This is a genomic window from Rhodococcus sp. KBS0724 (genome assembly GCF_005938745.2).
Taxonomy (GTDB): Bacteria; Actinomycetota; Actinomycetes; order Mycobacteriales; family Mycobacteriaceae; genus Rhodococcus_F.
In genome coordinates this window covers 326,872-346,505 of record NZ_VCBX02000001.1, presented here as the reverse complement: position 1 = coordinate 346,505, position 19,634 = coordinate 326,872, and the positions used below count along the sequence as shown (strand labels likewise).

21 protein-coding genes and 1 tRNA gene are annotated in these 19,634 nt (G+C 62.1%); 14 read left to right on the top strand and 8 right to left on the bottom strand.

The features are described 5' to 3' along the window. Positions 1-82 precede the first annotated feature (82 nt). From FFI94_RS01550 to FFI94_RS01525, 7 genes are all read left to right on the top strand, one after another. Positions 83-1,366, top strand: coding sequence for a cytochrome P450 (locus tag FFI94_RS01550; RefSeq protein WP_138871437.1), 1,284 nt, complete (start codon positions 83-85; stop codon positions 1,364-1,366). A gap of 30 nt (positions 1,367-1,396) precedes the next feature. Then, complete coding sequence (locus tag FFI94_RS01545) at positions 1,397-1,591, top strand: ferredoxin (RefSeq protein ID WP_138871436.1); 195 nt, start codon at positions 1,397-1,399, stop codon at positions 1,589-1,591. Positions 1,592-1,593: 2 nt separating this feature from the next. Beyond that, positions 1,594-2,622 carry an NAD(P)/FAD-dependent oxidoreductase gene (locus tag FFI94_RS01540; protein ID WP_313905497.1) on the top strand — a complete coding sequence of 343 codons (1,029 nt, stop codon included), beginning with the start codon at positions 1,594-1,596 and terminating at the stop codon, positions 2,620-2,622. Next, a complete protein-coding gene (locus FFI94_RS34585) occupies positions 2,610-2,831 on the top strand; it encodes an oxidoreductase C-terminal domain-containing protein (RefSeq protein ID WP_313905566.1) in 222 nt (73 codons plus the stop codon). The genes FFI94_RS01540 and FFI94_RS34585 overlap by 13 nt, the downstream gene beginning before the upstream one ends. Then, on the top strand, positions 2,828-3,931 hold the full coding sequence (locus FFI94_RS01535; RefSeq protein ID WP_138871435.1) for an NAD(P)-dependent alcohol dehydrogenase: 1,104 nt from the start codon (positions 2,828-2,830) through the stop codon (positions 3,929-3,931). The genes FFI94_RS34585 and FFI94_RS01535 overlap by 4 nt, the downstream gene beginning before the upstream one ends. A 19-nt stretch (positions 3,932-3,950) precedes the next feature. Beyond that, the gene (locus tag FFI94_RS01530; protein ID WP_138871434.1) at positions 3,951-5,384 is read left to right on the top strand and encodes an aldehyde dehydrogenase family protein; all 1,434 of its coding nucleotides are present in this window, start codon (positions 3,951-3,953) and stop codon (positions 5,382-5,384) included. 252 nt (positions 5,385-5,636) lie between these two features. Continuing rightward, complete coding sequence (locus tag FFI94_RS01525; RefSeq protein ID WP_138871433.1) at positions 5,637-7,202, top strand: AMP-binding protein; 1,566 nt, start codon at positions 5,637-5,639, stop codon at positions 7,200-7,202. A 172-nt stretch (positions 7,203-7,374) separates the two neighbouring features. On the opposite strand, the gene FFI94_RS01520 is transcribed toward FFI94_RS01525, so the two are convergent. The 4 genes from FFI94_RS01520 to FFI94_RS01505 all read right to left on the bottom strand — a co-directional run bounded on the left by FFI94_RS01520 (position 7,375) and on the right by FFI94_RS01505 (position 8,857). Then, positions 7,375-7,465 (bottom strand) — tRNA-Ser (locus FFI94_RS01520). A gap of 56 nt (positions 7,466-7,521) precedes the next feature. Continuing rightward, positions 7,522-7,713 (bottom strand): CsbD family protein, encoded by a 192-nt coding sequence (locus FFI94_RS01515; protein WP_138871432.1) that lies wholly within the window; start codon positions 7,711-7,713, stop codon positions 7,522-7,524. Positions 7,714-7,855: 142 nt separating this feature from the next. Continuing rightward, a complete protein-coding gene (locus tag FFI94_RS01510) occupies positions 7,856-8,317 on the bottom strand; it encodes a nucleoside deaminase (RefSeq protein WP_138871431.1) in 462 nt (153 codons plus the stop codon). Continuing rightward, positions 8,318-8,857, bottom strand: a complete 540-nt coding sequence (locus FFI94_RS01505) for a tRNA adenosine deaminase-associated protein (RefSeq protein ID WP_138871430.1) — start codon at positions 8,855-8,857, stop codon at positions 8,318-8,320. A gap of 48 nt (positions 8,858-8,905) precedes the next feature. Here FFI94_RS01505 and FFI94_RS01500 point away from each other — a divergent pair, with 48 nt between their 5' ends. Continuing rightward, on the top strand, positions 8,906-9,877 hold the full coding sequence (locus FFI94_RS01500) for a prephenate dehydrogenase (RefSeq protein ID WP_138873549.1): 972 nt from the start codon (positions 8,906-8,908) through the stop codon (positions 9,875-9,877). Positions 9,878-9,904: 27 nt separating this feature from the next. On the opposite strand, the gene FFI94_RS01495 is transcribed toward FFI94_RS01500, so the two are convergent. Next, the gene (locus FFI94_RS01495; protein WP_138871429.1) at positions 9,905-10,492 is read right to left on the bottom strand and encodes a putative glycolipid-binding domain-containing protein; all 588 of its coding nucleotides are present in this window, start codon (positions 10,490-10,492) and stop codon (positions 9,905-9,907) included. A 248-nt stretch (positions 10,493-10,740) separates the two neighbouring features. Between FFI94_RS01495 and FFI94_RS01490 the strand changes: the two genes are divergently transcribed. Genes FFI94_RS01490 through FFI94_RS01470 form a run of 5 tightly spaced genes read left to right on the top strand, consistent with a single transcriptional unit; the run spans position 10,741 to position 15,162 of the window. Then, positions 10,741-11,886: a DNA cytosine methyltransferase gene (locus tag FFI94_RS01490; RefSeq protein WP_185993368.1), complete on the top strand. Its 1,146-nt coding sequence runs from the start codon at positions 10,741-10,743 to the stop codon at positions 11,884-11,886. A gap of 13 nt (positions 11,887-11,899) precedes the next feature. Then, positions 11,900-12,763, top strand: a complete 864-nt coding sequence (locus tag FFI94_RS01485) for a hypothetical protein (protein WP_260683795.1) — start codon at positions 11,900-11,902, stop codon at positions 12,761-12,763. Between the two features lie 21 nt (positions 12,764-12,784). After that, positions 12,785-13,189, top strand: coding sequence for a very short patch repair endonuclease (locus FFI94_RS01480; RefSeq protein ID WP_138871427.1), 405 nt, complete (start codon positions 12,785-12,787; stop codon positions 13,187-13,189). Between the two features lie 9 nt (positions 13,190-13,198). Then, positions 13,199-13,894, top strand: a complete 696-nt coding sequence (locus FFI94_RS01475; protein ID WP_138871426.1) for a DUF998 domain-containing protein — start codon at positions 13,199-13,201, stop codon at positions 13,892-13,894. 29 nt (positions 13,895-13,923) lie between these two features. Next, positions 13,924-15,162: a S9 family peptidase gene (locus FFI94_RS01470; protein ID WP_138871425.1), complete on the top strand. Its 1,239-nt coding sequence runs from the start codon at positions 13,924-13,926 to the stop codon at positions 15,160-15,162. On the opposite strand, the gene FFI94_RS01465 is transcribed toward FFI94_RS01470, so the two are convergent. The 3 genes from FFI94_RS01465 to FFI94_RS01455 form a co-directional block, all read right to left on the bottom strand. After that, a complete protein-coding gene (locus tag FFI94_RS01465; RefSeq protein ID WP_138871424.1) occupies positions 15,159-16,346 on the bottom strand; it encodes a cation:proton antiporter in 1,188 nt (395 codons plus the stop codon). The two genes, FFI94_RS01470 and FFI94_RS01465, sit on opposite strands and share 4 nt — an antisense overlap. Before the next feature lie 67 nt (positions 16,347-16,413). Next, positions 16,414-17,055: a dihydrofolate reductase family protein gene (locus FFI94_RS01460; protein ID WP_138871423.1), complete on the bottom strand. Its 642-nt coding sequence runs from the start codon at positions 17,053-17,055 to the stop codon at positions 16,414-16,416. 80 nt (positions 17,056-17,135) lie between these two features. Continuing rightward, a complete protein-coding gene (locus FFI94_RS01455; protein WP_260683794.1) occupies positions 17,136-17,954 on the bottom strand; it encodes a MurR/RpiR family transcriptional regulator in 819 nt (272 codons plus the stop codon). A gap of 434 nt (positions 17,955-18,388) precedes the next feature. Here FFI94_RS01455 and FFI94_RS01450 point away from each other — a divergent pair, with 434 nt between their 5' ends. Then, positions 18,389-19,624, top strand: a complete 1,236-nt coding sequence (locus FFI94_RS01450) for an amidohydrolase family protein (RefSeq protein WP_138871421.1) — start codon at positions 18,389-18,391, stop codon at positions 19,622-19,624. The last annotated feature ends 10 nt before the right edge of the window (positions 19,625-19,634 follow it).

Here is a 19,634-nt window from a genome sequence, read left to right as displayed (position 1 = left end):
AGCCGACTGCTGCACCCTGACGAGTAGGAACTTCGTCGACTGAACAACCCACCCCCCGCTGGAGCCACAGAAAGGCACCTGGATGACCACCTCAATTCCATCCACCGAGCACCCGCTGACGGCGCCGGACATCGATATCACCAGCGTCGAGTTCTGGAGTCGGCCATTTGCCGAGCGGGACAAGACATTCGAATGGCTGCGCAAGAATGCTCAGGTGAGCTGGCACAAGCCTCTGGACCGCCCGCATTTCAAACCCGACCACGGCGAGCCAGGGTTCTGGGCAGTGGTCAAGAGTGCAGATATCGCGTTCGTCAGTCAGAACCACGAAATCTTCAGCTCCGATCAGCTCAAGTGGCGGGGGGTGGGGTTCGCGCCAAAAGATCCGGAAATGTACGGGGGACAGAACTTCGTGATGATGGATCCGCCCGATCACACTCGATTCCGCCAGATCATCAGCTCCGGGTTCACGCCGAAGGCAGTCAAGCGTCTGCGCGACAAGATCGAAGAACGTGCCGAACAAATCGTCGACCGAGTAGTCGGCGCGGGCGAGTTCGACTTTGTCACCGAAGTCGCGTCGAAGCTGCCGATGCTCACGATCGCCGATCTCGTCGGCGTCCCCGAGAGCTTGGTCCAAGACTTCGCGAAGGCCGGCGACAACCTTGTCGGTGCCGCTGACCCCGACGTGTGCCCCGAGGGGATGTCACCGGTCGAGTTCACCGTGCAGCAGATCGAGATCTTGGCGCAGATCGGCAACGACCTGGTCGATTTCCGTCGCAAAAACCCGGCCAACGACATCGCCACGGCATTGGCCAACACCGAATTCGACGGCAAACCGCTCTCCGAGTCGGACGTCACTGCCATGATGCTCCTGCTCAGTGTCGCCGGAAACGACACCACCAAGCAGACCACCAGCCACACCGCCATGTCACTGGCCAAGAATCCGGACCAGAAGCGATGGCTGACCGAAGACTTCGACGGCCGCATCGCCCAGTCGATCGAGGAGTTCATTCGCCACGCCTCGCCCGTCCAGGAATTTGCGCGAACAGCAACTGCGGACATCGAACTGGGTGGAACCCAGATCGCCAGGGGCGACAAGGTCGTCATGTTCTACTGCTCAGGAAACCGTGACGAGGACACCTTCGACGATCCTCATCGGTTCGACCTGCAGCGCAGCCCCAACAACAACCATGTTGCCTTCGGTGGCGGCGGTGTCCACTACTGCCTCGGCCACATGGTCGCCAAAGCCCAACTGCGAGCACTGTACTCGCAGATTCTCACCAAACTCCCCACCATGGAGGTCGGCGAGCCGGTGTACCTCTTCAGCGAGTTCATCAACGGGATCAAGCACCTCCCGGTACGCGTGTAACAAACCCCAGTAAAGAACAGGAACGGCGCTATGAAAATCATTGTCGATCGCGGGCGGTGCACAGGAATCGGAATCTGTGAATCCGTAACCGAGGACTACTTCGAGGTAGCCGACGACGGATCGCTGATTCTCCACAAGGAATTGGTCGATGACGGCGACGAAAACCTCGTCCGGGAGGCGGTTCGTGCATGCCCGGCCAAAGCGTTGACCCTCGACGAGACATGATCGTGAGCGCAACAGATATCGATCACGGCGCGGGACTCGTAGTTGTCGGAGCGTCTCTGGCCGGCCTGCGGGCCGCGGAGTCCGCTCGCCTGGCAGGGTACGAGGGACCGATCACTCTGGTCGGCGACGAATTCCATCTCCCCTACGACCGGCCACCCCTGAGCAAGCAGTTCCTGAAAGACGGCGCCGAGGTCGACTTTCACACAACCGCCGAGGAGCTCGCCGCCCTGGATGTGAAGCTTCGCCTCGGGGCGCCGGCGACGGGACTCGACCCCACATCGCACCGCGTGCGTGTTGGAGACAGCGACTGGATTCCCTACCAGAAGTTGATCATTGCGACAGGTGCTTCGCCACGCTCCTTGCCCCACGCCCCGGATTTGGACGGCGTTATCGGGCTTCGCACGATCGATGACGCACTCGCACTCCGCGAAAGACTGCGCCCCGGAACAAAGCTCGTGATAGTCGGCGCCGGATTCATCGGGTCCGAGCTTGCGTCGTCCGCCCGGGACCGAGGCGCAGACGTGACAATCGTCGAGGCTGCGCCCATTCCACTCGTCCGCGCAGTCGGCGAGACAGTCGGTCAGGCCCTCGCAAAGCTACACGAACGCAACGGAATTCCGCTCTTGTGCGACGTCCAGGTCGAAGAGCTGATCGGCACCACCCACGTCGAGGCCGTTCGGCTCAGTACCGGAACTTCGCTGCCCGCTGAACTAGTCGTCGTCGGCGTGGGAGCGGCTCCCGCAACCGGGTGGCTGGCAGATTCGGGCATCGAACTACATCCAGTAGACGGCGGGGTGATAGCAAACGAGTTCCTTCAAACCTCGCTCGAAGACGTCTATGCGGCAGGCGATGTGGTCCACTGGCCAACCCCGCGTTCGACGGACTCTCAGTGCGGCTGGAGAACTGGACGAATGCTGCTGATCAGGCGAACCAGGCAGCTGTCAATGCCGTCGCACCGGAGGATGCCAAGCCTTACGAGACAGTCCCCTACTTCTGGAGCGACTGGTACGAGAGCCGAATCCAGTTCGTAGGCAACGCAGTCGCCGACGAAGTTGTCTTCGCTTCCGGCGATCCGGAGGCTGACAAATTCGTGGCACTGTACCGCTCAGGTGACCGCCTGGTCGGCGCCGCCACGCTGAATGAACAACGCAAGATCATGAAGCTGCGCCGCATTATTGCCAAAAAGGGCACCTGGGCAGATGCGCTCGAGCTCCTCAACCCCACGGAGAAGAAATCATGACCACTACCGCAACTGCCGCCGTACTGCGTAACGGCGACGGCAAGTTCGAACTCGAGGAGATCGAGCTCGGACCGCTGGCGTCGGACGAACTTCTCGTGAAGGTAGTCGGCGCCGGGATGTGTCACACCGACCTTCACATACTGGATCCCGATTTGGTTGCGCAGATGGGCCCGATCATTCTCGGCCACGAAGGTTCTGGCATCGTCGAAGAGGTTGGTAGCGCAGTCAGAGGCATCGAAGTCGGTGACCACGTGCTGATCAGCTACGATTCCTGCGATCACTGCCGCAACTGTCGATCCGGAATACCTTCCTACTGTGACGAATTCATGCCTCGCAATGTTACGGGGCGCCGCCCGGACTTCAGCACGAGCGCGGTCGATCAGAACGGCCTCCCGCTGGCGAACCGATGGTTCGGACAGTCATCCTTCGCCACGCACGCCATCGCAACAGAGCGCAATCTGGTCGTGGTGGACAAATCGCTCCCACTCGAGCTTCTCGGCCCTCTTGGCTGCGGCCTGCAGACCGGAGCCGGTTCAGTCCTCAACGAGATGAAACTGGCTGCCGGACAGAGTATTGCAGTGTTCGGGGCAGGCGGCGTCGGCCTCGCTGCTGTGATGGCCGCCAAGGCTGCAGGCGCCCGCGACATCGTCGTCGTCGACCTGGTCGACTCCAGGCTCGAAACAGCGTTGGAAGTCGGCGCTACCCGAACTGCCCGCGGCGACACACCTGACCTCGTCGAAGCGGTCAAGAACGGCGGGCGCGGACTCGACTTCTCCTTCGAGACAACCGGTGTGCCTTCGGTTATCACGACAGCTATCAGCGTCCTCGACATGCCAGGTAAAGCCGTGCTGGTGGGCGGAAGCCAGGCGAAATTCGAAATCGACCCGACTTTGCTGACCGGCCGGACCGTGACGTATGCCTTGGAAGGGAGTTCGATCCCACAGGTTTTCCTTCCCCAACTCGTGGATCTGTGGCAGCGCGGTTGGTTCCCCTTCGACAAGCTCGTCCAGACCTACCCGCTCGAACAGATCAACCAGGCCGTGGAGGATTCGCTCTCCGGCAAGACCATCAAGCCGGTGCTGACGCCGGCACAACACTGACCACGAAATGGGATCGAGAATGACCTCAACGGATTCGCTAGCTTTATCGGCGGCAGCAACCTCGAATGGACGCGATCTCCTCACCGCCGGCACCTTCGGCGTGATCAACCCCGCGACAGGCGAGGTATTCGCACAGGCTCCGTCCGTCACACCGGATCAACTCGACGAGGTGTTCGCCGCGGCTCAGAATGCGTACACGTCGTGGCGAATCAACGAGGAGTTCCGTCGTGACGCATTGCGCCAGGCAGCAGACGTCATCGAAAGTCGGATCAGCGAACTCGCCCCGATCCTGACCTTCGAACAGGGCAAGTCGCTCGCCGACTCTACGATGGAATTCCATATTGCGGCGACGTGGTTGCGCTACTACGCCGATCTCGAGATCCCGCGGGAAATCATCCGAAACGACGCGGAGGCCTTCGAGGAGGTCACCCGTCGACCGTTGGGCGTTGTCAGTGCCATCACCCCGTGGAATTTTCCGATCACGCTCGCTATGTGGAAGATTGCGCCGGCGCTGCGGGCGGGCAACACGATCGTCGTCAAACCCTCGCCGTACACGCCGCTGGCAACACTTGCGCTCGCCCGAATTCTCCGTGGCACCTTTCCCGACGGTGTGCTGAACGTGGTCACCGGGCCTGATCCTCTTGGCGCAACAATGGTTTCACACCCCGTTCCGCGGAAAGTCAGCTTTACCGGATCAACCGCAGTTGGGCGAAAGGTCGCGCTCGGGGCCGCTGACGACCTCAAGCGCGTCACTCTGGAACTCGGCGGAAACGATCCCGCCGTCATTCTCGGCGACGTGGACGTGGAGAAGATCGCACCCAGCCTCTTCCGAAGCGCGTTCACCAACAACGGACAGATCTGCCTCGCGATCAAGCGCGTGTACGCACACGAAAGCATCCAGCCCCAACTGGTCGAGGCACTCAGTGAAATCGCCAGATCCGTCAAGGTCGACGAGGGCACCGTCGAAGGAACAGAACTCGGGCCCATCAACAACAAGCCGCAGTTCGAACGAGTCAAGGAATTGATTGCGGACGCCGTCAGCAACGGTGCGCGTGCCACCGCCGGCGGCAAGACAATCGACCGAGATGGCTACTTTCATCAGCCGACCATCCTCGACCAGGTCAACGACGGAATGCGCATCGTCGACGAAGAGCAATTCGGCCCCGTGCTTCCCATCATCTCGTTCCGAGACGAAGCCGACGCCATTGTCCGCGCCAACCGAAGTGAGTACGGGCTCACCGCGTCCGTGTGGTCGGGGGATGCCGACCACGCCGCGCAGCTCGCACCGCAATTCGAAGCCGGACAGGTCTCGATCAACGCGCACGGTGCAGGTGTACTACCCCACCTCCCCTTCGGTGGTCACAAGCACAGCGGCGTCGGAGTGGAAAACGGCCCGTGGGGTCTGCACAGCTTCACCGAACTACAGGTGATCGCCGGCCCCTCGCGTCAGTAGCAACATGCCTCCCATTCTGATCGTCAACCGGATGATCGCTCGATAAAGATGCGGCTGACGGCCACGCCGCGTCGACGCAACGGTGCGGGGCGGCCATCGGCAACCAACGTCCGGAGAGTTGGACGTTGGTTGCCATCGGACTTCCAGTGGTGAGGGTGATCAGAACGCGTTTGCGATCCCGGCAACGCACACAGTCGAGAAATTACGAACACTTCGCAATAGTTACTAATACCCCCCAGAAAGAGGACACTCATGTCTACCGTGGTCAACAGCGAGCGCGAGGATCCCCAACCACTGTCTGATCCTTCAACGCCGGGGGCCTGGCTTCTGGGCCAACGCGACCCCACTCGTCCCGCAATCGTAATCGACGGCAAGACAAAAACTTTCGGCGAGCTCATCAGCAAGGTCAACCAGCTCAGCAACAAGTTCACCGCTGTGGGTCTGCGCCGAGGCGACGTCGTCGCGGGTCTGCTGTTGAACGGTGCCGAGTACTACGAAATTGCCCTGGCGTGCACGCAGAGTGGTTTGTACTTCGTTCCGATCAACACCCACCTGGCTGCGCCCGAAGTCGAATACATCGTGCGTGATTCCAACGCGTCCGTCATTATCGTGCATGCAGAACTCGCCGACAAGGTCGTCGGCCGGGTCGAGGACGCAGTGCAGCACCGCGTGGTTATCGGTAGCGCGCCGGCCGACTGGTCCAGCTACGAGTCCTTTACCGACGTCTCGGACGACACTCCTGCCACACGGACACTCGGCTCGCTGATGATGTACACGTCCGGCACCACGGGACGACCGAAGGGTGTACGCCGTCCGCTCCCCGATGCAACTCCCGAGAGTTCACTCGCAATGGCCGCTCAGTACTTGCCGACTGTGGGAATCTTACCGGGGCAACCTGGACGCCATTTGGTTTGTTCGCCCGTGTATCACGCTGCTCCCGGCGGCAACTCAATGTTCCTCTCGCATTCGGGGCATACGCTGTACGTCTTGCCGGGCTTCAAAGCCGAAGATGTTCTTCGCTCGATCAGCGACAACGCGATCACTACCTCCCACATGGTTCCGACGCACTTTCAGCGACTCCTCGATTTGCCTGCCGGCGTTCGAGTTGCTGCCGATGTCTCGAGCATCCAGTCCCTGCTTCACGCCGGTGCCCCGTGCCCCCCGGCGACCAAACGCGCCATGATCGATTGGTTCGGACCGGTGCTGTGGGAGTATCTCGGCTCGACTGAGGGCCAAGTGGCGACGTGCTCCACGCAAGAGTGGCTCGAACATCCGGGCACTATCGGGCGACCGGCGCCGGGCGCCGTAGTGCTCCGGGGGTTGGACGGAGAACTGGCCGCTCCGGGCGAAGAGGGCACTATCTACTTCAAGGCCAGCCCGTTCGAATACTTGGGTGACCCGGAGAAAACCGCTGCTGCGTTCTGGGGCGACTTCGCCACGTCAGGAGACGTCGGACGCTTCGACGACGACGGCTACCTGTACGTCCTGGATCGCCGCGCAGACTTGATTCTCACCGGCGGAGTGAACGTATACCCGGCGGAGGTCGAGGGCGCACTGCTCGAGCATCCTGGCGTCGACGATGCCGGAGTCATCGGCGTGGCCGACCCGGAGTGGGGCCAGAAAGTGGTGGCGGTTATCCAGTTGGCATCCGGATTCAACGGCGACGACGACCTTCGCACGGCACTGGACCAGCACGTACGTGATCAGATCGCCGGATTCAAACGCCCGCGCGAATACATCTTCGTGCAGGACTTTCCACGATCGGCCGCAGGCAAAGTGTCTCGCGCAAAATTGCGGGAACTTGCCAACGGTCAGTAGCGCTCTTCGCGGGAACCCTCAACAGCTCCACCTACAGTCGAGGAAACCTCGCACCACCCAAGTACACAACCGCATATTGTCGGGCGCCCATCTGCCCGAGGTCGCCGTAGTCCACCCGCGGTGACTCGTCGCATAAAAAAGCTCCCCACCTGTGTGAACAGGTGGGGAGCTTTGGCGGTGGCGGAGGGATTTGAACCCTCGGACGGGGGTTACCCGTCACACGCTTTCGAGGCGTGCTCCTTAGGCCGCTCGGACACGCCACCGTTGGTGACTTTACCGGATGGTGTGCCCGAGACCGAAATCGCCTGGTGGCGGATCGCTAGGTCAGCTTGTCCTTGATGCTGGAAGCAGCATCCTTGACCTTCTCACCAGCGTCTTTGACCGCTGATTTCACCTGGTCGCCTTTGCCTTCGTTTTCGAGGTCTTTGTCACCGGTAACACTGCCGGTAGCTTCCTTGGCCTTACCGCCAAGATCTTCTGCCTTGTTCTGAGCTTTGTCTGCGATTCCCACGAGTACTCCCTTGAGTGAACGCGAAACAAATCACCTTCCGGCAATTCGCAGATACCGTGACGGCATCTGCCCTCCACGATGCCTGCGTCTTCCGATTACTGCCACCCCGATGTGGAATCCATCTCGATCGGGAATAGCGAAATCAGGCCCGTTGGCCGCGAAAGAAATCCTCCAAAAGCCCAGCGCATTCGTCTTCGAGCACCCCACCACGCACCTGCGGACGGTACGTCAATCTTCTGTCCCGAACGACGTCCCACAGCGACCCGACGGCACCGGTTTTGGGCTCCCAGGCTCCGAATACGACCCGCGAGACGCGGGCGAGAACCAACGCTCCGGCGCACATCGTGCACGGCTCGAGAGTCACGGCGAGCGTCGCACCTTCCAGGCGCCAACCGTCGCCGTAGACACGTGCCGCCGCCCGCAGGGCCAGAATTTCGGCGTGGGCGGTCGGATCGGAGGACGCTTCCCGCGCATTGGCCGCACGAGCAACCTCGACGCCGTCTGCGTCGAATACCACAGCGCCCACAGGAACGTCGGCGTCCGATGCACTACGCGCGGCATCGATGGCCGCACGGATCATGCGCTGATCGTCAGCGAGTGACATCTATCGCGGGAGCTTGTCGAGCACCGCAGAGAATTCGGATTCGAATCCGAGTCGCTGCGCGATCATCGTCAACTGCTCGTCGGGATACAGATCAGTATCGGCAGCGATCACCGCGAGGACGGGTTCCGGTAGCCCCAGATCAGCCAGGACCGACAAATCCCCTTCTTCCCATGGCTCGACATTGTCGAGCTCATCCGGATCGATGTCGGGGATTTCGACGTTCAATGCGTCGAGGACGTCCGCCGCGATGTCGTAATCGATCGCTGCAGTCGCGTCGGAAATCAGCAGATGCGTTCCCGTCGGCGCGGGACGCAAGATGACAAAGAACTCTTCGTCGACGTCGAGGAGGCCGAACACGGCACCTGAGCTACGAAGCTCGCGGAGTTCGGTTTCGGCGCTTGCCAACGACGTCAAAGCCGCAGAGGTCAAAGCCTTGACCGTCCACTTGCCTTCGTCACGTACCACCGCCACGCCGAAGCCTTCGAACTCCTCCGACTGGTTCGAGGAGGCGCTCTTATTACTCGCGCGCTGTGCACCCATGGCGCAACGGTAGCCCGGCTAGTGCCCGTGAGAGAAGTCCGAGTCCGGATATGCCAACCTGAACGTGTGTCTGCGACCGATTCTGCCCCTCCTGTCTGCGTCCTCGGCCTCGGTTTGATCGGTGGTTCGCTGCTGCGAGCCGCTGCTCGCGCCGGACGCGAGGTGTGGGGTTACAACCGTTCGAGCGAGTCGGCGGACGCAGCGCGCGCCGACGGATTCGAAGCACACACCGATCTGGCGCTCGCTCTTCGACAAGCTCACGAGACCGGCGCGATCATCGTGATCGCTGTGCCCATGCCGGCCGTAGACGCCACCCTCGAAGCCATTGCCGCCCATGCCCCGAACAACCCGATCACCGACGTCGTGAGCGTGAAGGGTGAGGTGAAGGCAGCCGTCGAGCGTCGTGGCCTCAACGCCCGATTTGTCGGCGGGCATCCCATGACCGGAACCTCGGCGTCAGGCTGGGCTGTGGGCGACGCAGATCTGTTCGTCGATGCTGTGTGGGTCGTGGCCACCGACGACGGCGTCGACGCGCAGGTGTGGACGCAAGTAGCGGACCTTGCTCTGGACTGCGGTTCCGTCGTCGTTCCGGCCGAATCTCTCGAGCATGACCGGGCTGTGGCCCGGATTTCGCATCTGCCGCACCTTCTCGCCGAATCGTTGGCGATTACCGGCGCTGCCGGCGGTGAGCTTGCTCTGGGGCTGGCTGCGGGATCGTTCCGCGACGGCACCCGCGTGGCCGGCAGTGCCCCAACTTTGGTGCGGGCGATGTGCGAGGGCAACCGCGACGCCCTCCTGGTCGCACTGGACGAGGCTCTTGCCCTATTGCAGAGCGCGCGAAGCGAACTGCACGCGCACGGTTCGACAGCGGAACTCGTCGACGCGGGATTCGCGGCCCGCGGAGCCTACGAATCGCATGAACGCTGGGACATCACCGATGTGAGCGTCGGAGAATCCGACTGGATCGACCGGATGCGCGACGCCGGCCGCCGTGGTGGCGTGATCCGGCGACGCCGGTAGATCCGCGCTGCCGGTAAATCCGCGCTGTTAGATCCGGCCGGCCAGTCCGGGGTAATCGAGGATGAATCCTTCGTGGTCGACGGTCACCGTTGCACTCGATACCGGCGAGAGCACGCTGATGCCGTCGGTGCCGCTGCTGTAGGTGATGGTTGCGGCCTCGACGCGCAGGTCAAGAAGGTTGACGTACACCACCGGAACCTCGACGTCTTCGGTGTCGTTCTGCAGGCCGAAGCGTCGGATGGGAAGGGTGTTGAAGAACGGGCTGAGGATTACGTCGACGTCGAGCGCACCGGAAAAGGAGGAGCGCTGGTGGTTGGCGCCGTTCTCCACCATCCAGGTTCCCTCTTCGTCGCGGCTGATCGACATCTGACGCTCACCCGCAGCGAGGGCGGTGCGCACTGACAACCTGCGCGTGATACCCGCCTCGTCTGTGACCAGGTCATATGACGCACTGAATGCGGGATGTTCGCTGCACGCGCCACCGATGATCCGGCCTGACGCCTTGATGCGATTGCCGCTCAACTGCACACGTACCGACTCCATGCGAGGAGCGTTGTGCGCCTGCCAGGTCAATACCGCAGGCCAGGATGCGCTATCGGAAGGTTGGATGCTCACCCGACCACGGTAATGGACGATGCCCTCGAGAGCACTGCTGGCTGGTGATTATCACCGCGATCAGGGACCTTTGCTGCCGCGTCGGTGACCTGGGACTGCGTGTGTAAGGCGATTCACAGTCCAATTCGGCTGCCGATACGTGCGGAATGCCCGTGCACAAAAAGTTGTGGCAAAAGCTGTCGGACTTCTCGAGTAACGTGCTTACAAGTCGGTTCGTGAGGAAGGGTGCTGTGACGTCGTCGCAAAGCATGGTGGGGTTGTTTGCCGGTATCGGCGGGCTCGAGTTGGGTCTGTCTGAGCACGGGTGGAACACCGAACTGCTGTGTGAAATCGACCCAGGCGCCCAAGCAGTTCTCCGCTCCCGGTTCTCGGATGTCCCGTTGCACGGTGATGTCACGAAACTGCGCGCGCTCCCCGCCGACATCGACTTGGTGGCTGCAGGATTTCCCTGCCAGGACCTCTCGCAAGCCGGCAAGACGGCGGGCATCACCGGCGCCCGCTCAGGTCTCGTCGACGAGGTATTCCGACTGGTCAAGCGCAAAAAGGGTCCGCGGTGGCTGGTCATCGAAAACGTTCCCTTCATGCTGCAGCTGGGCAAGGGCGCCGCGATGCGTCACATCACCGACGCCCTCGAAGACCTCGGGTACACGTGGGCGTACCGCGTTGTCGACGCCCGGGCATTCGGCCTGCCGCAGCGCCGCCAGCGCGTCATCATGCTCGCCTCGCGTACCGAAGATCCCCGCGAAATCCTCTTCGGCCAAGATGCCGGTGAGCGACTCGGCGGCGACCCTGCAGACTTCCCGTGTGGCTTTTACTGGACCGAGGGCACCCGCGGACTCGGTTGGGCCGTCAACGCCGTACCGACACTCAAGGGTGGATCTTCCGTCGGAATCCCCAGCCAACCGGCGGTGCGGCTGCCGTCCGGTGAGATCGTCACCCCCGGCCTGATCGACGCGGAGCGGCTGCAGGGTTTCGATCCCGACTGGACACTGCCAGCCGTCGACGTCCCGGGCTTGCGACACAGCCATCGCTGGAAGCTCGTCGGCAATGCCGTGAGCGTGCGAATGGCGTCATGGGTAGGTAGCCGTCTGGGCGATCCCATCGAATACGACGCCGACAGCGAGACGCCCCTCGAACCCGGTGACGCCTGGCCGAGCGCCGCGTGGGGCCGCAACCGCCAAGCGTTCCGCGTCCACACCTCGACGTGGCCCGTTCAACACGACTACGAGGATCTGAGCGGGTTCCTCGAAGACACGCGGCTGTTGTCCGCCCGGGCCACCGCTGGTTTCCTCAAACGCGCACGCATGGGCAATCTCCGCTTCATCCCCGGATTCATCGAGGACGTCGAGAGCCATCTCGAGCGGATGGGCGGATATCCCGAGGCAGTTGCATGAGCGGGGCAGTTACATGATCGAGGACTCGCTGTTTCCCGAACCGGAGACCCTGTTTCCGGAACCCCAGCACGAACCACTCTGGGACGCACTGCGACTCGCGGGTGACAAACCGGCCGCAGACGCCGATCGCGGCGAGAAGAAGAACTACGCTCAGCGGCTTTCCAATCAACTCGCGCAGACGGTGGCCGACGCCTTGCGCCCGCTGTACCCCAACATCACCCCCACCGCGACGGGCGAGGGCCAGGAAGCGACGGTGGATGTCGCCAAAGGCCGAAAGCGCTTGGATGTCAAGGCACTCGACCCCACTCTCGGCTTGATCCTGTGCGTGTCGATCAAGACGTACAACTTCCAGGACTACAGCCCCCGGAGCGGAAAGCTCGGTCGCTGGACCAAGAACATTGTCCGCAATGATCACGAATTACGCGGCGAGGCAATGGTTTTGCATCAGCGCCAGCCGTACAGCGTGCTGGTGGCCGTGATGTTCGAGCCGTATGCCACGTGCGACGACGGCGACCCCACCAAGACCAGCGACACCGGCAAATCCTCGTTCGCGCACCATGTCACCACGCTGTCGAAGCGGTCCGGCCGCGGCAAGCGTGCCGTCGTCGGCGTTCCGGGTAAGGCGTGGGTTGATCTGGGTGCCGAGGACACACGCTACGACCTCTTCGAGAAGGTTTTCATCGGACTGTACGAAACCGATGGCGGCGTACGCTTTTTCGACGTCGACGAGCCGCCTCCCCGCAACGGCCGCCCGACCGAGAGCCAAACACTCTCGTTTGACGATTTTGTCGCCATAGTGCACGGTGAAGTGGAGCGTCGCAACAGGTTTGCACCCACATGGTCAGACCCGGACGACAGCGACGACTCCGACAGCTGAGCCTGACGAAGGTGAATGAGCGTGCCCGCGACGGATCCGACAACCAGCGCCCGGATGAGCGCGCAACGTCGACGCGACACCAAACCCGAGATCGCGATCCGGCGCGAACTGCATCGGAGCGGGTTGCGGTACTTCGTCGATCGGGCTCCCGTCAAAGGTGTTCGTAGACGGGCTGATCTGGTGTTTCCGCGGCGGAAGGTGGCCGTGTTCGTCGACGGCTGTTTCTGGCACTGCTGCCCGCTACACGCGACATACCCCAAGAACAATGCGCAGTGGTGGGCGGACAAGTTGGCCGCCAATGTGGTGCGAGACCGTGACACCGACGCGCGCCTGGCCGAACAGGGTTGGACGGTTATCCGTATCTGGGAGCACGAAGATCCGCTGACGGCAGCCGAACGCGTCCGGAACACACTTCTGGCTCCGTAAGCTTTCAGCGTGAAGGAACGCAACGGGGCTCGGTGGGTTTTGGCGGTGGCGCTGATTCTCGGTGGAATCGTCTACTCGTCGTGGATTCTGGAGTTCTTCCTCGACACCGGACTCGACCCCGTGACGTCGTTCCTCAGTGAACTCGACGCGGCAAATCAGAAGTACCGCGACGTATTCGGTAATGCCGACATCGTCTCCGCGGTCTTGCTGTTGGTGGCCGCCACGCTCGGACTACTGGTTACGCGGCGACGCAGGCTTTACGTGACAGGCTGGGTAGCGCTGGCGGTGTTCGGTATAGCGACCATCGCGGACGCGTCGTTTCCGCTGGAATGTTCTGGGCCCGATTGTGAGGCGAGCGCGCCCGGCGGACTGCTACCGCAACTGCATCACGTTCACGCCCTGACCAGCAGCGTAGCGGTCTTTGCCATCTTCACCACGATGATCGCATTCACCGTCGGCGCCTTCCGTTATCGCGAGCATCCGTTACTGCGCACCGTCGGATTGGGCCTTCTGATCGTGACTTCCCTTGCGACGGTATGGATGTTGACAACTAACGGTATTGCGCTCGCCGGCGGAGGTAACCTGGGCTTGGGAATCGCCCAACGTGCACAGGTTTTGGGAATGTCTTTGTGGCTGTGCACCCTGGGTTGTGCGGTAGTGCGGCAACAGGAAAGGTTTTTGAACAGCGATTTCGGGCGATCCTGACATACACGGACCTACCGAAGGGTGTGCCCATGTCACTCGCGTCGACGTTCTTCTCCCACCCGCATCAGGCGTTTACCACGGGGTTTTATCGCAACGAGTCCTTCGACTACGAACTGCGAGTTCTCCTCGGCCACGCAACGTACGGCGGCTCCGATACCGGAGAAGTGCTTGCTGCCATCGCTGAAGTCGGCGACAAAGACCACGAAGGTTGGTACGTCGCGTGGTTCGACCTCGGATCACGGATCTTCGAGGAAGCCGAGGAATCCGCCCGTGCCGGACACCCGCGCAGCGCGTCGAGTGCGTACTTGCGAGCAGCGTCGTACTTCGGTGTTGCGGTCAATGCCGTCGACGGACTGCGTGACGATTCGGTTCTGGTTCCCACGTTCCGGCATCACCGTGCCGCGTGGGACGCCTTTGTCGACACCACCTCGCAGGCAGTGGAGCGTGTGCGGATTCCGTACGAGGACACCACGATGCCGGGGTACTTCTTCCGCCCTCCCGGAGATGTACGACGCCCGACGCTCATCCTGGTGAACGGCAGCGACGGCCCTATCAGTTCGATGTGGGTCAACGGCGGCGCCGGCGCACTCGAACGCGGCTACAACGTGCTGATGTTCGACGGACCGGGTCAGCAGTCCATGCTGTTCGAGAACAATGTTCCGTTCCGCCACGACTGGGAAGCTGTCATCACCCCTGTCGTCGACTTCTTGATCGACCGACCGGACGTCGACGCGTCGAAGTTGGCGATGTACGGCGTCAGTCAGGGCGGCTATTGGGTGCCGCAGTCTTTGGCGTTCGAGCATCGGATCGCCGCAGCAATCGCCGACCCCGGTGTGGTCGACGTATCCGCGTCGTGGCTCGTCCATATCCCGCGCGGCCTGCAGAATTTGCTGGAAGAAGGCAAGGCGGAGGCCTTCGACCGCGATATGGCGATGGGGTTGCGAGCGTCGAAGGAAACCGCTCGCATCTGGCGGTTCCGAGCCCGGCCGTACTTGACCGACGGCTACTACAACACTCTCGCCGAGGTGCGGAAATACCGCCTCGAACATGTTGCGGGCTCGATCACCACTCCCCTACTGCTTACCGATCCCGAACACGAACAGTTCTGGCCGGGGCAATCGCAACGCCTCGCCTCGTTGTCCGGCGGACCCACCACGCTGGTTCCGTTCACTGCCGCCGAAGGCGCAAGCTTTCACTGCCAACCGATGGCCCGGCGCCTCACCGACCAACGCATGTTCGATTGGCTCGACGAGCAGTTGGGGCTCTAGACCGCCGCACCGACCTTCGCCGGACGATTCAGTAGCGTTGCACACATCGGGAGCAACAGAACGGTGATCGCGCCCGCGGCCACCAGAATCGACGCGTTGGCCGACGACATCTGACCGGCACTGACAGCAGCACCAGTGACGGCCACGATCATCGGCAACCCGGTGGCCCCGTACAGCGCGACCTGCGCACTCTCCCTCGTGCTGAAGGGCGGTTCAACCTTCTCGTACTTCGTCGTGAGGAACACCGGCACACCGCGAACCACGATGATGAGAATCAGGAAGGCCAGCAGGGCAGTGGGATTCTCCGCGACCGCGGACACGTCGATTGCCATACCGGACGTGATGAAGAAGATCGGAATGAGGAAACCGAAAGCAATACCGTCGAGCTTGATTTCCAGTCGCTCGTCACCGTCGGGCATCAGTCGTCGCAGGATGAATCCGGCCGCAAAGGCGCCGAGGACGACGTCCAGAGAGAACACAGCCGAGAGCGCGCCCAATCCAACCAGCAGCAGGATCGTCAGGCGCACCGTTGTCTGCGCTGTGGTGTCCTCGCCGGAACGGACAAGCCTGTGCGTCCACGATCCCCGCGAAATCAGCTTTGTCGGCAGCACCGCAAGAATTACCGCGATCAGCGCGAATGCCGCGAGGACCAGTAGTGACAGGACAGCGCCACGCGCACCGAGTAGTAGGGCCATCGCAACGACGGGGCCGAGTTCGCCGACAGCGCCGTGGTTGAGGACCGTCCGCCCCAACCGGGTATCGAGGATTTTGTTGTCCTTGAGAATCGGCAGCAAGGTACCCAACGCCGTCGACGTCATCGCGATCGCAACTGCCGCTTCTGCGGAAATCACACCCTGCGCCCCCAGCAGCGCGACAATCGCAAACGCCAGAGCGAGGCAGAACAGCCACGTGTACAACGCTCGCCGACCACCAGCGCCGCTCAGTTCCTTGCGGTCGATCTCGTAGCCGGCGAGCAAGAACAGCATGCCAAGTCCCAGTTCCCGGAGGATCTCGATGGCCTCGCTGTCCGCGGCGAGGTTGAGTGCGAACGGCCCGACCACCGCGCCGGCAACCAGCAGCAGCACAACTTCCGGCACCAGGCGCCGTGGGAACAGGCCGGCGACAAAGGGCGCCAGCGCGGCGATCAGCGCGATCCAGAACAGCGACGAGGCAATTGAAGGCACGGATCATTATCGGGCATTTGGGACAGATGTGCCTGCGATCACGTCAACGGCGCGTCACCGCCATCGGTCACTTCCGCCAGAACAGGTGATGGGTTACCCCACTCGGGCTTGGCACGATCTCGAGATTGAAGCGGTCGCGCAACTCGTCCGGTGAATCCCAGAGCCGGAGTCCGGATCCGAGTTCGATCGGGGAAACCGCGACGTGCATGGTGTCGACAAGATCCGCGTCGAGAAACTCCCTGACTGTGGTCACTCCACCTCCGAGCCGGACGTCCTTGCCCTGCGCGGCCTCGCGGGCCTGCTCGAGCACTGTCGCCGGGTCTGCGTCGACAAAATGAAAAGTCGTGTCGGACAGAGTGAACGACGGCCTCGGGTGGTGGGTCATGACAAACACCGGCGTGTGGAACGGCGGCTCGTCGCCCCACCATCCCTGCCACTCGAGGTCTTTCCAGGGTCCACGCTGGAATCCGAATTTATTGCGGCCCATGATTTCGGCGCCGATGTTCTGCGCGAAGTCGCGAGTGAAGTAATCGTCGAGGCCGCGGCTTCCGCCGGGATCGGTTCGATTCGGCCAGCTGGCCGTGGCTCCGGCCCACGCGAACATATCGGAATGATCGAACCCGAACGGACTCTCGAAACTCTGGTTCTCACCCGCGGCGACTCCGTCGCTGGAGACATTGAAGTTCTGGACCCGTAGTAGCTGATTCACTGTGCGCTCCCACACTCTCGAGGATGGTGATACCTGTGTTCAGACTCGGCGGAGAGGTCAAACTCATCGCGGCGTGTGCATCAAGCCTGATCGTCCATGAGACTGAGCGTCTCCCAAGCCTGCTCGATGCGGCCGGCCGAAAAACGGGAATCGGAGCTTTCGAGCTCGGCGAGGATGGCCTGGACTACAGCGACCATGGCTGTCAGCGATGGAGTCACGTAAACCCCCTCGATCGGAGTGATCACGACGTGATCGGCGTATGTGTTCAGGGGTGACGAGTGGAGGTCGGTGAGAACGGCGACAGTCGCGCCCCGCTCGTGTGCAAGACGGGTCAGTCCACGTAATGACCGAGTGAGGCGCCAAACATTGATGACGATGATGCAGTCGCGTTCGTCCAGGTGTGACACGTGAACCGTCTGCGACGTCGCGGATCCTGCCGAGAGGTGGATGTCGTATCCGTAAATGGATGCCAGGTAACTGAGTATCTGAGCGGGTCCCGCACCGGATCCGCTGGTGATCACCACGATTCGGCGCGCCGCCTTCATCGCGTCGGCGACGCTCTTGATAGCAGTGACGTTGGCCGCGGACGAGACGGCGGCGAGGTTCGCCACGTCCTGCCTCAACATTTGCGCCGCCGCCTCCGTTGATTCGGGACGCTCGGGATTTGTTGTCACGAGCGAGTCGAGATATTCGGCCCGGAGCGCTTGACGAAGATCGCTCCACCCTTCGAACTGGAGCTGCTGGGCGGTCCGCACAACAGTGGAGACATTCACCCCAGCGCGCTCGGCGACTTCGCGGCCAGATGCATAAGAGGCGAACTGCGGCATCTGTGCAAGAACCTGTAGCACTCGATCGGCCTGGGCTCCGAGGTTCGCGCGCTCTGCCCTTTGCACGAGCATCGTCCCTACCGTCACCTCGAAGTGCCTCTTTTCACTGCATCTCATACACGGACATCACGCGGCGATGACGACCTGAAACACCTCACCGGTCGCAGTCACGCTATCACCCACAACTCCCAGGATTGCTCGAGAAAACTCGGCTCGCGGGGCGCAGTCGTCTGCTTCGTAACAGCGATGAACTTCGTCGCTGTGGTGCGGTGAAAACGTGGGTCCGGTGAAAACGTGGGTCCGGTGAAAACGTGAAGGGCGAGAATCGCGAGTACAAACAAAATGTTGCATGAATCAAATTGATACATCTAATGTTGCACGCATTCTGATGGGCTCTTGACCGTGGCCGTGGTGGCGATCTTCGATGCAAACGCCCGGCCGCAACCTCGACGACAGCATTCCCGCAGCTCACAGGCAACAATCAAGCGCTTTCAAGGAGAGAGACCATGCACACTCGGGTAGTAAACGCCCACACGCTCGAACCCTCGACTGGCGAGCGGCAGAAAAATGCTTGGATCGATATCGCGGACGGACGGATCGTCGACAGCGGAGTGGGGCAGCCCCCCGCTTCGCACGGTGACATTCGAATCATCGATGCAGGTGGGGGCACCGTCATGCCCGGCTTGGTCGATGCCCACGTCCATATCCTGGTGACGACGACAAATACCGCCGAAATTGCCGGCTGGGCGCCGAGTTACACGACTTCGAGAGCGCTGCGCGCGGCGGGCGCCATGCTCCGACGCGGTTTCACCACCGTGCGTGATGTCGGTGGCGCCGACCATGGAATGGCCCGAGCCTTGAAGGAAGGCTTGGTGCCCGGGCCGCGACTGATCTTCGGCGGTAAGGCACTTTCGCAGACCGGTGGCCACGGAGACTTCCGCTCTCTCAATGACACCTCTGCGCCCTGCTGTCAGCTCAAACCAGACTTCGGACGTATCGCGGACGGTGTCGATGCCGTGCGCCACGCGGCCCGTGACGAGTTTCGCAAAGGCGCGTATCACCTCAAGCTTGTCGTCTCCGGCGGAGTCGCATCCCCGACTGACGAGATCTCAGCTGTCCAGTACACGGAGGAAGAGATACGGGCGGCCGTCATCGAGGCCGAGAACCACAATCGGTACGTCACGGTGCACGCCTACCACCCGCGCTCGGTGAATCAAGCGCTGAGGGCCGGAGTGCGATGCGTCGAGCACGGCAACCTCATCGACGACGAGTCGATCCGCCTGCTCGTCGAGAACGATGCCTTCCTGGTACCGACGATCATCACCTACGAAGCGATGTACGAGGCCGGTGCTGCATCAGGCCTGTCCGCAGGGTCACTGAAGAAGCTCGACGAGGTTCGCACAGCGGCCGTCGGCGCGCTCGAACAGGCCCACCGGGCAGGAGTGAATCTGGTCTACGGCAGCGACTTGCTCGGCCATCTGCAGACGCGTCAACTCGAAGAGTTCACGATCCGCGCGCGCGTCCAGCCGATCCTCGACGTGATCCGCAGCGCCACCAGTACTGCTGCGCGCCTACTCGGTATGGAAGGAGAGATCGGCACACTCGCCCCAGGTGCTCACGCGGACCTCCTCGTGCTGGACGGAGACCCAGAGGTGGATCTCACTGTCCTCACCACTCCGGAGCGGTACTTGCGGCACGTGATCCACGGCGGCGGTGTGACGGATATCGCGATGCTCGTCTAACTCGTACCGA